Origin of the sequence: Lamprocystis purpurea DSM 4197 (genome assembly GCF_000379525.1) — a bacterium.
GTDB lineage: Bacteria > Pseudomonadota > Gammaproteobacteria > Chromatiales > Chromatiaceae > Thiodictyon > Thiodictyon purpureum.
In genome coordinates this window covers 33252-46881 of sequence record NZ_KB902542.1, presented here as the reverse complement: position 1 = coordinate 46881, position 13630 = coordinate 33252, and the positions used below count along the sequence as shown (strand labels likewise).

Here is a 13630-nt window from a genome sequence, read left to right as displayed (position 1 = left end):
ATCAGCATCAACCGGTTCCGTCACCCGCAATCGAGGAACTCGGGGGCGACTCGAGGCGCCACATGGTCCAGGGTCGCCCAACCACACCGATCAGCGCACGACTATAAGCGTAAGCCAGCAAGAGCGACAGAACGACGTAGACGAACAGACTGGCTGACGCCATAAAGGCCTGCGGAAGATCCTGAAGGCTGCGCGCCAGATTCTGCACCGACCATTGTCCCAGGTCGTCCAGGGCCGAAACCAGCGAGGCGATCGTTGCGACCGGGGCGCAGGGGAGATCGAATCTCGTACTCCCATAGGTAATGACCTCCTGCCAGCGCAGTCCGATGAAGTTTTGCTCGTTCGCGAACACGAGGACCAAGAGGGACTCCAGCCAAAGAAACAGTGTGCTGACCCACATGGCCCAACGGCGGGCCGTGACATAACGGTACGGCTCGCGCAACTGTCCGGCGAAAACCCCGTAGAACCGCGGCAGCAGCAGCGACACCAACAAGACGTCGGCGAATATCAACGACCAATGACGCGACGCAAAACTCAGCGCGCTGACCATGAGGAACAGGGCCAGCACGGCAGACGTGAGGATCTCGATGGCGATGAGCAGGTAGCGACGCTGTAACAGCCGAAACAGGAAGGTGCGCGGCTCCAGGCACTCATTGAGAAACACGCGTCGCTTCGCCAGCGCGCTCTCAATACCGGAGACGAACACGATCACGGAAAAAACGACCCATATCCCCAAGATCGCCACGCAGCCGCTGCGATCGGCGATGAGGAACCACACCAGCAACAACAACCACACGATGGTCATCGTCAACAGGCGCGGAATGTCGCTGTATGTCACTGAAGTAATCTCCGATCCCGGCCGATGGCACATTGTAGTCCAGGGTGACTGGACGCCACTTGGAAAACGCGCACCACGCGATCAGCCCGGCCTTGATCATCGTTCCGGCCGTAGGGTGGACAAGCGATAGCGCAGTCCACCGAATCCGGCGTCGTCGCTGGTGGACTGCGCTGCGCTTGTCCACCCTACGATGTCCCGTGGCCGGAGCCGTGATCGCGGCCATCAGCCCCTCCTCAGCGCGACAGCCTGGTAGCGCGGCGTCCTCCAACTATCCAATACTGGATCGCGTGAGCCGGCGCCGTGAAGTTGTTCGCAGAAGCGCCGCACCGTGCCCGTTCCAGGCGGACAAACCGCTTAAAACCATTTCGGAAGCAGGATCAACCCCCAGGTCAACACGGTCAACGCGAAGCTCATGAAGACCGCGGCGGAGGCAATGTCTTTCGCGCGGGCGGACAGCTCGTGCCGCTCCATGCCGACGCGGTCCACGTTGGCCTCGATGGCGGAGTTGAGCAGTTCCACGATGAGCACGATCAACAGGCAGCCGACCAACAGCACGCGCTCGATCGGCGTTTCCCCCAGCCACAACCCGAGTGGGGCAAGAAACATCAACAGAAATAACTCCTGACGGAAGGCTTCCTCCGCCTCGAAACAGACCTTGAACCCCGCCATGGAATAGCCGAAGGCGTAAATGAGCCGCCGCCAGCCCCGAACGTTCTGATTGGCCATACTATGTACAGTTGGCTGTAGACCGCCACGCCAGATCCAATTGACGCGCCGCGCGCACGTCGTCGAGCCGGCGCACCGGCATGGTGTGTGGGGCGCCTTTCACCAGCTCCGGGTTGGTTCGTGCCTCCTCGCGAATGGCGACCAGCGCGGCGACGAAGTCGTCGAGCTCTTCCTTGGTCTCGGTCTCGGTCGGCTCGATCAACAGACACTCCGGCACCAATAGCGGGAAATAGGTGGTCGGGGCATGGAAGCCATAATCGAGCAGGCGCTTGGCGAAGTCCATGGCGTTGACGCCCAACTCTTTGGTTTCGCGTTTCATGGTAATAATGAACTCATGGCTGGCGCGCCGTTGCGGGTAGGCGGCATCGAATCCCGCCGCTTTGAGCCGGGCCATCAGATAATTTGCGTTGAGCGTCGAGAATTCGGAGACTCGCTTCATGCCCTCACGCCCGAGCATCCGCGCGTACACATAAGCGCGCAGCAGGATGCCCATGTTGCCTCCGAAGGCGGTCAACCGGCCAATGGATTGAGGCCGCTCGTGTTCACTCACCCAGCGATAGTCATCGCCGTCCTGGACGACCAGGGGCACCGGCAAGAAGGGCTCCAGGCGCTTGGATACGCCCACCGGACCAGCGCCTGGACCGCCGCCGCCGTGAGGGGTGGAAAAGGTCTTGTGCAGGTTCATGTGAATGACGTCGAAGCCCATGTCACCGGGCCGCACCTTGCCCAGAATGGCGTTGAGGTTGGCGCCGTCATAGTAGAGCAGTCCCCCGGCCGCGTGGACGATGCCCGCGATCTCCTGAATATTGCGGTCAAAGACGCCGACGGTGCTCGGATTGGTGAGCATGATGCCCGCGGTCTGGGGGCCAACCGCCTCACGCAGGGCCGCGATATCCACGTCCCCGTTCGGGCCGGTCGGGATCTCCCGTGCCACAAAGCCGCACATCACCGCCGAAGCGGGATTGGTCCCGTGGGCGGCGTCCGGCACCAAAATCTCGGTGCGGGCACCATCGTTGCGGGCGCGATGGTAGGCGCGAATCATGGCGACACCGGCGAACTCGCCCTGTGCCCCGGCAGACGGCGCCAGGGACACCGCGTGCATCCCCGTGACCTCCTTGAGCATCTCCTGCAGTTCGAACAGACAGGCCAGCAGCCCTTGGCCGTGGCTGTCCGGGGCCGCCGGGTGACGGGCCAGAAAGCCCGGCAGCATCGCCAGCGTATTGCAGGCCCGCGGGTTGTACTTCATGGTACAGGAGCCCAGCGGATAGAAATGGGTGTCGATAGAGAAGTTCTTCTGCGACAGCCTGGTGTAATGACGCACCGCCTGCAGCTCCGAGACCTCCGGCAACACCAGCGGGGCAACGCGCCGGGCGCTGACCGGAATGTCGGACACCTCTGCAGAATAGAGCGGCGCCTGAGCGGCGGCACGACGGCCGGGTCGGGATTGTTCGTGGATCAGCATGTGCGGCTTGTTTCGGTTCGGTGGGGTACTGCGCGGATCGCAGGACGTGGCAGGACCGATGAGGCCCATGGTGGCCTCATCGGTTCCGCGACTGACTAGAGCGCGGCCAGTGCCGCGTCGTAGTCCGGCTCTTGGGTGATCTCCGGGACCAACTGCGTATAGACGACCTTGTTGCCGGCATCGAGCACCACGACGGCGCGGGCGGTGATTCCGGCGAGCGGCCCATCGGCGATCAACACACCATAGTCCGTCGCGAAGTTGCGTGAGCGCATCATCGACAGACTCACGACATTGGTAATGCCCTCGGCCTCGCAGAAGCGGCCCATGGCGAACGGCAGGTCGGCCGAGATGACCAGTGCGACCGCGTCGGTCTTGCCGGCCATGGCCTCGTTGAACTTCTTGGTGGACGCGGCGCACACGCCGGTGTCCAGGCTCGGTACGATGTTCAGCAGCTTCTTCTTCCCGGCGAAGTCGGCCAGGGTCTTGTCACCCAGGTCTTTGGCAACCAGATGGAAATCGGGAGCCTGGCTGCCGACGGCGGGCAGTTCGCCGGACAGGCTGACGGGATTACCTTGCAGAGCGGTCTTGGCCATATGTCATCTCCAGTGGTGGTTGGGTTGGCGGATCATTGATGGCGGGTCGCACTATGGAAGGGTGCTAGATCTTAGGCTCCACGGGGCACTTCGCCTGCGTCCTTGCGGCGATCACCCGAGCCAGCGTCGTCACGTAGCGCTGCATTTCCTCCTCGGTCCGCAACTCGGTCGCGCAGACCAGAAGTGCCGGGTCCAGTTCCGGATAATCCGGACCCAGATCGAATCCGCCCAACACACCGTGGGCGGCCAGTGCATGCAACAAGTCCGCGGTCGGAGCGGGCAGGCGCAGCACTTGTTCGTGGAACATGGGGCGATCGAACCGGGGTTCCACCCCCGGAATCTCGCACAGCAGGGCCGCGAGCCGCCGGGTATTGGCGTGACAGGCCGCGGCCACCCGCTCCAGACCCGCCGTACCCAGCAGCGCCAGATGAATGGTGGCGGCGGTGACCAGTAACCCCTGATTGGTGCAGATGTTGGAGGTCGCCTTGCCGCGGCGGATATGCTGCTCCCGCGCCTGGAGTGTCAGGGTGAAGCCCGGCTTACCCTCCAGATCCAGGGTGCGGCCGACGATCCGCCCCGGCATCTGACGCATCAGGTCTTTCTTGCAGCACAGAAAACCCGCGTAGGGCCCGCCGGAGGAGAGCGGCATCCCCAGCGGCTGGGCCTCACCGCAGGCGATGTCCGCACCCCGCTCGGGGCCGGCCGCGCCCCACTCACCCGGCGCCTTGAGCAGTGCCAGGGCAATCGGGTTCACCACGGCGATGGCCAGCGCTCCCTGGGCGTGAGCCCAATCGGTCAGCACATCCACGTCTTCGATCACACCGAAGAAGTTCGGCTGATTGATGACGATCGCGGCAAAGCCGCCGTCACCGACCAGGGCGTCCAGCGCCGCGACCGGGGTCTGCCCGCCCTGGCGGTCGAAGGGGGCCTCAATGACCTCGATACCCTGAGATTCGACGATCCCGCGCAACACCCGCCGATAGGCCGGATGCAGGGCACGCGGGACCAGCACGCGATGCGACTTGGTCTTGCGGTTGGCGCGCACCGCCATCAGCACCGCCTCCGCCAGCGCCGAGGCTCCGTCATACAATGAGGCATTCGACACATCGAGCGCGGTCAGGGCCGTCATCATCGACTGGAATTCGTACAGCAGTTGCAAGGTACCCTGGCTCGCTTCCGCCTGATACGGCGTGTAGGCACTGTAGAACTCGCCGCGGGAAGCGATCTGCCACACCGCCGCCGGGATGTGGTGGTCATAGGCCCCAGCGCCAATGAAGCAAAGCGGCTGGCCATCGGCACGGGCCCGCGCCTGCATCAACCGGGTGATGTCCATTTCAGCCATCCCCGCGGGAATGGCGGCGAGTTCGCCGATGCGCAGTTCGCGTGGAATCTCGTCGAACAGGTCGTCGATGGTGGCGACGCCGATCGCACCGAGCATCGCGGCCACGTCTTCGTCGGTATGGGGTACGAAAGGCATGTCTGACTCAGGCCTCCGCGTCCAGCGCCGCCTGATAGCCGGCGGCATCGAGCAAACCATCGACGGCACCCGCATCGGCGATGCGCAGGGTGAAGATCCAGCCGTCCCCGTAAGCACTCTCGTTGATGAGTTCCGGTGTGTCGGCAAGTGCCGTATTGACCTCGACCACCTCGCCCGCCAACGGCGCATAGATATCGGACGCGGCCTTCACCGACTCGACCACGGCGCAGCCGTCGCCGGCCTCTACCTGCCGGCCGACGTCCGGGGTCTCAACGAAGACGATGTCGCCCAGCGCCTCTTGGGCATGGTCGGTAATGCCGACCGTGGCGGTGCCGTCGCCATGGACCTTCACCCACTCGTGGGTCTTGGTGTAGTGAAGGTCAGCGTGGACTACGCTCATGGTTCTCTCCGGGTAGGGGCCGGCGCGGCCGGCCATCGCTGTGAATCTAAAAGGCTTGAGCCGGTTTGCCGTGGCGCACGAAGGTGGTCTTGACCACCAGCGCCGGTACGGCCTTGCCGCGGATGTCGACCGCACAGGTCGCACCGAGCCCAGGCGCGACCCGCGCCAGCGCGATCGAGCGCTCCAGGGTCGGCGCAAAGCCGCCGGAGGTGATCTCGCCGACCACGCGCCCTTCGCTCAAGACCTGTTGGTGGCCGCGCAACACCCCCCGCCCGGTCAGCAACAGTCCCACGAAGTCGCGTCGCGCCGGGTTGTCGCGCAGCGCAACCAAGGCCTCGCGACCGATGAACTGACGCTCCAAGGGCTCCCAGGCGATGGTCCAGCCCAGACCGGACTCCAGGGGACCAACGGTCTCGTCCATGTCCTGGCCGTAGAGGTTCATGCCGGCCTCCAGCCGCAGCGTGTCACGCGCACCCAGGCCGCAGGGCTGAATCCCGGCGGCGATCAGGCCCTGCCAGAGACCCGGAGCATCCTCAGCGGGAAGTATGATCTCGAAGCCGTCCTCACCGGTATACCCCGTGCGGCCGACGAACCAACGCGCCCCATCGGCGGCGAAAAAGGGGGCAATAGCGAGGGCCGCGTCACGGCAGTCGGCAGGCAGGAGTGGGGCGGCGAGCGCACGCGCTTGGGGTCCCTGAATGGCGATCATCGCCAAATCACGCCGACGGTCGATCTGCACATCGAACCCCGCCGCGTGCGCCTGCATCCAGTCGAGGTCCTTATCCGCGGTGCCGGCGTTGACCACCAGGCGGTAGCGCTCGGGACCCCGGTAGTAACAGATCAGGTCATCCACGACTCCGCCCTGGTCGTTGAGCATGCAACTGTAGAGCGCCTTGCCGGGATCCTTGAGCTTCACCACGTCATTGGCGAGGAGCCGACGCAGAAAGCTGCCGGCACCGGAGCCTGTGATATCCACCGGCTGCATGTGGGAAACGTCGAAGATCCCGGCACGGCGACGCACCGCATGGTGTTCTTCGAGCTGGGAACCATAGTGCAGCGGCATGTCCCAACCGCCGAAGGGCACGATGCGGGCATTGAGCCGCTCATGCTCAGCAAACAAGGGGGTACGCAATCCCATTCGACTCTCCTCAAGATCAGGCGGAGCCGCCGCGAGAATCAAAACGACGCGGCAGCACGGTGCCATGGGCCCCTGGGGACCCGCGGCATCGCCCCTCTGTCCTGGACCTGAGAGTTTGCGGCTCGGCGTGAAGGGCCCCGCTTGACGGGGCAAAACGCACCCGCGCAGCAGATCGGTCACGCGGGGCCGGCTGCCCCATCGGTGGGTTGCGATCTGACGGGCAGACGGCAACCGCTCTCCAGAGTCGGTCTTGAGCCCCACGGTCCCTGTTGCCTGAGCGATTCCGGGCGGTGTTGCGCCTTCGGCGCCGGACCTTACAGCAGACTCCACGCGATTGATCGTGGCTGAAGGTCCGGTCTCTCCCGCGGGGCATGACGCGAGCCGTGACTATACGGGCGCCGTGATTGAATTTCCAGCGCCGGCTGACGCCTCACCCCCGGACCCGGACTCAAGGCTCAGACGATCCGGACGCCCCGGTCCCCGCGGTCTGCTCCTTGCGCTTGAATGCCGTGCCGCCGCAGTCGGCGCACGGCGGGATGCGTCCGGCCTGCACAAAGTGCGTCTCGGCGCCGCAGCGGTCGCACACCAGAGTACCGGGGCCGGTGACCTCGCCGGCCTGATACAGGCTGAACTGGCGGGCGTTCTCCGCCCACTGGGCGAGTTGCAGACTGGTCTGGTCCGCCGCCCGCGCGAACAGATCCATCATCCGCTGCTCCATCAACTCGAGGTCGAAGCGCCACCAGTCATGGATGGTCTGACCGGTCTCGGCGATATAGGTCGCCGCATCCTCGACGTCCCGGCGCAGATACTCAGAGACCTTATTGGCCTCCTCCCGGGTCAACTCACCCAGTTCCACCATATTGTCCCGCGCCGTCTCCAGTAACTCCCGGAAGCGGGGGACAGTTTCCTGCCCAGCCTGCCCCAGGGTCTCCTGGGTATGCTTGAGCATCTCCTCGTAGGCTTTCACCATCTTGTCGACTGGCGTCTCACCAGGCTGTTTCTGATCCGGATCGGTCATCGGGGGCTCCGTCTGGTTGGTCGGTAGAGGTCCCATCGCCTCGCGGGGGCGCGGTTCTGAATCTTAGACGTAGTTTGCGTGATGGAGCGGATTTCGCAACCGGCAAAAGGTCTCGATCCGCCCGCGTCCAACTCAGGCCCCGCAGATTCCGGCACGAATCGCCGCGATCTGCGCCGGACTATAGTCACGGGTCCGCTCCAGGTGGCCCCAGACCGGTTTTGGCCAGCACGCGTCCGCCGGGTTCCGTCCGATCACATGGATGTGCAACTGCGGCACCAGATTGCCGATCCAGGCGACGTTGACCCTGGTGCAGCCAAGCGAACCCACCAGATAATCGCTGACCCGCTTGCAATCCGCCAGCACCGCGTCGCGCTGGACGACGGCCAAGTCCAACAGGTTGGCCAGATCCGTCTCCGGAACCAGGATGCACCAGGGAACGGCGGCGTTCTTGTGCAACAACAGATGGGTCGCGGGCAGCCGCCCCAGGATATGGCAATCAGCGAGGAGCTGGGGATGGATTGCGAACATGGCCTTACTTCGACGTGGGGATTTCGGTGTGTGGGCCTTGATCATCAAGGAGGGCGAGAGCCACCGCAAGCTGCGCGCCACCTATGCAGCAGTTCTAAATTTGGGTAGCCGCCGCCAGCAGCGTGCCGGCCGCGGGGCTGATGGTGGATGCGCTGCGCTTATCCACCCTACAAAACCGACTCCGCTGTAGGGTGGATAAGGCGCGCCGCTCGGTGTCTGGGACCCGGCACAGCCGTCGCGCGCGCCGCATCCACCAGGGGCTACAAAACCGGCTCCGCTGTAGGGTGGATAAGGCGCGCCGCTCGGTGTCTGGGNCCCGGCACAGCCGTCGCGCGCGCCGCATCCACCAGGGGCCGCGCGATGCCGCCCAAATTTGGAATCGCTGTTGCGCAGCAAACCCGATTGCGTACGCGGCGCCGGACGTTCTTTGTTCTTCGGGTGGGGTCGCGTGGGATGGGTCCGCGCAGCGGACCCTACCGGCTCCGAGCAAGAACACGCTCCCGATTCCCGCTCGGAGCATCGCAAGCCTAGGGTCACCGGCGGCACCGATCCGAGCCTGTTGGGGGATGTGAAGACCTTGACGGCACCGCTGGCTTGCCTGCAAAGTCGCGGCTAACCATGGTCTCTTCCCGGTTTCACGATGAACCGCCCGCGCCTTTTCGTCTCCGCCGTCAGCAGCGAACTGCGCGGTGCCCGCCGCCTGGTCGCCGACACCCTGCGCCGGCTGGGCTTCGACACCGTGATCGAGGACGACTTCCCCACCGGGTACGGCGAACTGCGGGCTTGGCTGGAGCAGCAGATCGACGGCTGCGAGGGGGTCTTCCAATTGGTCGGCCTGGCCTACGGCGCCGAGCCGCCGCCCTGTGACGATCCGGTGCGCCCCTGGCCGGACCCCGAATGGAGACCCTGTTCCTACACCCAGTTCGAGCTCCTCTACGCGCTCCGCCGCGGCAAGCGCACCTGGTTCATCGAGGTCGAGCCGGGCTGCACGCGCGACCAGCAACCGGACAAACTCGATCTGCCCCACACCCGCGAGGGCGCTCCTCCGCACCCGGATCCCGCCGCCTACCAGGCCGAGCGCCGCGCCCGGCAACACGCCTATGTCGAGCGCCTGCGCGCCGCCAACCACCTGCGCCACAAGGCGGCGAGCGACGAGCGGATTAAGAACCTGGTGTATGAACTCAAGGACGAGTTGGCCGAACTGCGCCAACGCCAGGCACGCGACCGGCGCCGGCTCGGTTGGAGCATCGGCGGGCTCTTCGCGGCCTTGCTGCTGGTGGGGGCCGGCATCCTTGGTTACGTGCACTGGAACACGGAAGTCATCGTCAAGCAGACCGCCGCCCAACAGCAGATCACCACCGAACGCATCCGCGCCCACCTGCTCACCGCGGTCGAAGACGCCTACCAGCGCGATCTCACGACGGCCGCGGCCGCCGCCGACTGGGAGACCCGCGAGCGCCAACGCGAGGCCGCCGCCGCCCAGCGCGCCCAGCAACGCGCTCGCATCGATGACCTGGCCGCCTCCTTCGCCGCCATTGAGGCGCGCGGCGAAGCCGGCAGCGTCTTCACCGAACTCACCCGGATCTTGCAGGAACAGGGCGTCGACCCGGCACTCGCCTATGTCGCCGCCAAGCGCCCCGCCATCCTCGACCAGGTCCGCGCCCGCCAGGCCGCCGCCCGGCAACGCAACCGCGACGACCTGCAACCCCTGCTCACCAGCGCCGGCCTCTACGCCGCCAAGGGCGACCCCGCGTCCGCCGCCGCGCGCTATCAGGAGGTCCTGGACCTGGAACCGGACTGGCCCGAGGCACTGGCACCCGCCGCCTGGTTCTACCGGGACCGCGCCGACTTCGAGAAGGATCACGGCACCCTCACCGCCGCCCTGCCCCTGGCCCGGCAGGCACTGGACGCCGCCGGGCGCCTGACCGCCCGCCCGCCGGTCGCCCCCGCTCAGGAGCGGCTCCTGGCCGCCGCGCAATCGCAAGTGGCCGACTGCCTGGTGCTGCGCGGCCAGGCGGGCGACGCCGACCAGGCGGTTGGATTCTATCGGCAGGCGCTGGAGGTCTTGGAGCGCCTGCTGGCCGCCGCCCCGGACTCCGGCCCCCAGTTCGATCAAGCCGCGCGCGATGTCTCGGTGAGCCTGAACCAGCTCGGCGCCTTCCTCGCCGCCCGCGGCCTGCCGGGCGACGCCGACCAGGCCCTGGCTCACTACCAACGCGGACTGACGATCCGCCAGCGCCTGCTGGCCGCCACCCCCGACTCGGCGGCGAAGGCGCGGGATGTCGTCGTCTCGCACGCCAAGCTCGCCGCGCTCGGTGAGCGGACCGGGGACCAGGCCCTGGCTGAACACCACAAAGCCGCCTGCTATGCGGTGCTGCATCGCTCTATCGCGGCCGGCGTGACCTTTGATCCGCCGGTTATGCAGGTTTATGAGCAACTGCGGTCGGTGTTGGGCGACCCGCGCTGATCCCGCCGGCCTCACGCCACAGGGCCAAAGGTCCGCCCCACCAGGACGCCCAGGACGCTGGTCAGCAGGGCGGCGGACTCCGGGGCGAGCTGCACCAGCCCGGCCAGGGTCAGGAGCTTGAGGCCGGTGGCCAGGATGGCGGACAGGGAGCAGATGGCGAAGGTCCAGTAGCTTACCCGCCATTTGATCTGCTCCCGCCGGCAGCGGTTGCGATAGTAGGCGAGCGGACCCTTCTTGGGGTTGGGATCCCGCAGGCGCTGGTCCAAGGTAGCCGGCGGGCGCCGCGCGCCAGGGTTGGCCGCGCTGCGGTCGGGTGCTGCGCAGATGCAGGTGGCGCCGAGGGTGGCAAGTAGGTGGGTGCCGGCCATGATCGTCGTTACGGCCAAGTGATCACCCGGATTTTTCCACGGATGTCACAGATTCTCACAGATGAAGAAAAAAATATCTGTGCTCATCTGTGACCATCTGTGGATGCATTTTCCGCCCCAGGGCCTCGGCGGAAACTGGCCAGAACGATGATCAAGGCCCGCGGCATTAACGAACGAGGCGCGCGGCCTCATCAGCGCCGTCAGCCGCCGCCTCAACACCCGCCTGCCGCGCCATCACCCGCTGCACGGTCGCCAGCATCTCCTCGCGCTTGAACGGCTTGGTCACATAGTCGTCCATGCCGGCGGCGAGGCATAACTCGCGGTCGCCTGCCATGGCATTGGCTGTCATGGCGATCACCGGGGTATGGCGTCCGAGCAGCCGCGGCGCCAGGCCATCCGGCACTGCCTCGGGCCGCTCGGGATCTCGTCCGGTCTCCAGGGCGCGGATGATACGCGTGGTCTCCAGCCCGTCCATCTTGGGCATCTGCACGTCCATCATTACCAGGTCATAGGGATCGGCCGCCAAGGCGCGTAATGCGGCCTCACCGTCCACGGCTTCGGTCACCGGATGGTCGTCCTTCTCCAGGACCCGGCGCGCGATGACACTGTTGACATGGTTGTCCTCGACCAACAGGATGCGATAGATACCCTGGGGCCGTGGACTGGGTGCCGCCTCGGTCCGCGACTCCGCCCGCCGCCGGGCCTGCGCAAAGTCCTGCATGTGGGTGAGCAATTCGCCGATGATGAGCGGCTCGCTGACACAAAGCACATGGCTGCCGTCTGCCAACCGGTCGGCCTCATCCTTGTCCGGCTCGGAGAGTGCAATCAGGGCCAAATCCGGCGGGACCGGGATTTCGCGCAGAAAGGTGAGGATGTCGGTGGTGGTAGCGTCGCACAGGCATTTCTCCAGCACCACGATGCGGAACGGGTCCTGGGTCTGCGCCGCCGCCTTGAGCCGTGCATCCGCATCCGGCGCGGTGTAAACACACTCCGATCGACAGCCCATCAGGCTCATACGCTCGCAGACCAGCCCCATGGCGACCTGGTCGGTCCCGGCGACCAGCAGCCGCGGCGAACCCATGTCCGGGAGCGGACGCCCCTCGGCGCGGGGCAGACGCACCGTGAAGTAGAAGCGGCTGCCCTGCCCCGGCGCGCTTTCCACCCACATGCGGCCGTCCATCAACTGCGCGAGCCGCTCGGAGATGGACAACCCAAGCCCAGTACCCCCATGTTTCCGGTAGATGGTCTCGTCCGCCTGGGTAAAGCGGGAGAAGATACCGGCCTGACGCTCCCGGTCGATACCGGTACCCGTGTCCGACACCTCGAAACGCAGGGTGACGAAGCCGTCACGCGCGTCCGCCAACTCCGCATCGATGCGCACATGACCCGTCGATGTGAACTTGAACGCGTTACCGACCAGATTGATCAGAATTTGGCGCAAGCGCAGTGCATCACCGACCGCCGCGCGCGGAAAACTCGGATCGATGCGGTAATACAGGGCCACGCCGCTGCGCCGGCTGATGTCGGAGAAGGTCCGCACCACCTCTTCGATCACCTCGAACAGGTCGAATGAACACCGCTCCAGTTGGACCTGCTGGGCCTCGATCTTGGAGAAGTCCAGGATGTCGTTGAGCAACCCGAGCAGGGCATTGGCCGAGTTCAGGATGGTCTTGACGTCATGGCGTTGCTTCGGCGCCAGATCGCTGTCCAGAACCAGTGACGTCATACCGATGATGGCATTCATCGGCGTGCGGATTTCGTGACTCATATTGGCCAGAAAAACCGATTTGGCGCGATTGGCCGATTCCGCCGCATCGCGCGCGCGCTCCATGGCGGCCAGCTCCTCGCGCAGGCGTCGGCAGGTGCGCTCGATTGCAAACACGTCGCGATACGCCAGCGCCAGGACCACGAGGATGACACCCGCCGCCAACAACGCCTGGAACCCGCCGAAGCGCTGACGTTGCGCCGCGCCGCGCACCCCGAGGTCGTGCAGTCGCTCCTGGCTGCTGCGAATCAGGCGGTCAGCCTGTTCGCTCAATCGCTGGAAGGTCGACGGAAAGGTGCGCAGTACCTCATCCACCGCGGCGACGCGTTGCTCCTGCTCCTGACGCGCCTCCTGCTGCATCGCCGCATCACGCGCGGCGAGTAGCCGGATCAGGGTGTTGGCCTGCTCCTCCAGGGCCGCGAGCTTCGGTCTGAGTTCGATCGCCTCCAGCATGTCCGGACCGAACGCATCACCCGGGTTGTAACTGAACACGGGTGCCGACACCTGCGCCCCGTCTGGAGCAGAGGGATGCCGGACGCTGACCGCGCCACCCTCGCTCAATACCCGCAGCATGCCTCGGGTGTCATCGACCAGCGACAGCAGGTTGCGCGCGATCGGCAGACGCGTCCGGGTAGTGCTGACCATCCGATAAACGGCCGTCTCGATGCGCACCAGGTTCTGAGCGATCTGCTCCCCGATCCTCACCCGCGCCTGAGCGTTCTGAAGCTGCTGATCCAGCGCCTCCATCGAGCGGTTAAAGAAGAATGCGATCCCGACCAGGGCCAGGAGTCCGGCGAGCAAAAACCCCAGTGGGGCGATCAGCCGGACGCCGTTGCCTTTGATCTTCATG

General features: G+C 65.6%; 12 protein-coding genes and 1 riboswitch. Of the genes, 1 reads left to right on the top strand and 11 read right to left on the bottom strand.

Annotated features, from left to right (window positions below; translation table 11 throughout):
* Positions 1-7 precede the first annotated feature (7 nt).
* From A39O_RS0126655 to A39O_RS0126615, 9 genes are all read right to left on the bottom strand, one after another.
* Entirely contained in the window at positions 8-838 is an 831-nt protein-coding gene (locus A39O_RS0126655) for a hypothetical protein (RefSeq protein ID WP_020507714.1), read from the bottom strand.
* Between the two features lie 354 nt (positions 839-1192).
* Complete coding sequence (locus A39O_RS0126650) at positions 1193-1564, bottom strand: diacylglycerol kinase (protein WP_020507713.1); 372 nt, start codon at positions 1562-1564, stop codon at positions 1193-1195.
* Between the two features lies 1 nt (position 1565).
* On the bottom strand, positions 1566-3026 hold the full coding sequence (gcvPB, locus tag A39O_RS0126645) for an aminomethyl-transferring glycine dehydrogenase subunit GcvPB (protein ID WP_020507712.1): 1461 nt from the start codon (positions 3024-3026) through the stop codon (positions 1566-1568).
* 95 nt (positions 3027-3121) lie between these two features.
* Positions 3122-3619: a thiol peroxidase gene (tpx, locus tag A39O_RS0126640; RefSeq protein WP_020507711.1), complete on the bottom strand. Its 498-nt coding sequence runs from the start codon at positions 3617-3619 to the stop codon at positions 3122-3124.
* Between the two features lie 64 nt (positions 3620-3683).
* Positions 3684-5096: an aminomethyl-transferring glycine dehydrogenase subunit GcvPA gene (gene gcvPA, locus A39O_RS0126635; protein ID WP_020507710.1), complete on the bottom strand. Its 1413-nt coding sequence runs from the start codon at positions 5094-5096 to the stop codon at positions 3684-3686.
* A 7-nt stretch (positions 5097-5103) separates the two neighbouring features.
* Positions 5104-5496: a glycine cleavage system protein GcvH gene (gene gcvH / locus A39O_RS0126630; protein ID WP_026199758.1), complete on the bottom strand. Its 393-nt coding sequence runs from the start codon at positions 5494-5496 to the stop codon at positions 5104-5106.
* Between the two features lie 46 nt (positions 5497-5542).
* Positions 5543-6634 (bottom strand): glycine cleavage system aminomethyltransferase GcvT, encoded by a 1092-nt coding sequence (gene gcvT / locus A39O_RS0126625; protein WP_020507708.1) that lies wholly within the window; start codon positions 6632-6634, stop codon positions 5543-5545.
* Positions 6635-6884: 250 nt separating this feature from the next.
* Positions 6885-7009, bottom strand: a riboswitch (glycine riboswitch).
* A 73-nt stretch (positions 7010-7082) separates the two neighbouring features.
* Complete coding sequence (locus tag A39O_RS0126620) at positions 7083-7652, bottom strand: zinc ribbon-containing protein (protein WP_040528854.1); 570 nt, start codon at positions 7650-7652, stop codon at positions 7083-7085.
* Between the two features lie 132 nt (positions 7653-7784).
* Positions 7785-8180 carry an HIT family protein gene (locus A39O_RS0126615; protein WP_020507706.1) on the bottom strand — a complete coding sequence of 132 codons (396 nt, stop codon included), beginning with the start codon at positions 8178-8180 and terminating at the stop codon, positions 7785-7787.
* 640 nt (positions 8181-8820) lie between these two features.
* Here A39O_RS0126615 and A39O_RS37180 point away from each other — a divergent pair.
* Positions 8821-10647: a tetratricopeptide repeat protein gene (locus tag A39O_RS37180; protein ID WP_020507705.1), complete on the top strand. Its 1827-nt coding sequence runs from the start codon at positions 8821-8823 to the stop codon at positions 10645-10647.
* Positions 10648-10658: 11 nt separating this feature from the next.
* On the opposite strand, the gene A39O_RS0126605 is transcribed toward A39O_RS37180, so the two are convergent.
* Positions 10659-11033, bottom strand: coding sequence for a hypothetical protein (locus A39O_RS0126605; RefSeq protein WP_157640436.1), 375 nt, complete (start codon positions 11031-11033; stop codon positions 10659-10661).
* A 148-nt stretch (positions 11034-11181) separates the two neighbouring features.
* Positions 11182-13629: an ATP-binding protein gene (locus A39O_RS35360; protein WP_020507703.1), complete on the bottom strand. Its 2448-nt coding sequence runs from the start codon at positions 13627-13629 to the stop codon at positions 11182-11184.
* Position 13630 lies beyond the last annotated feature (1 nt).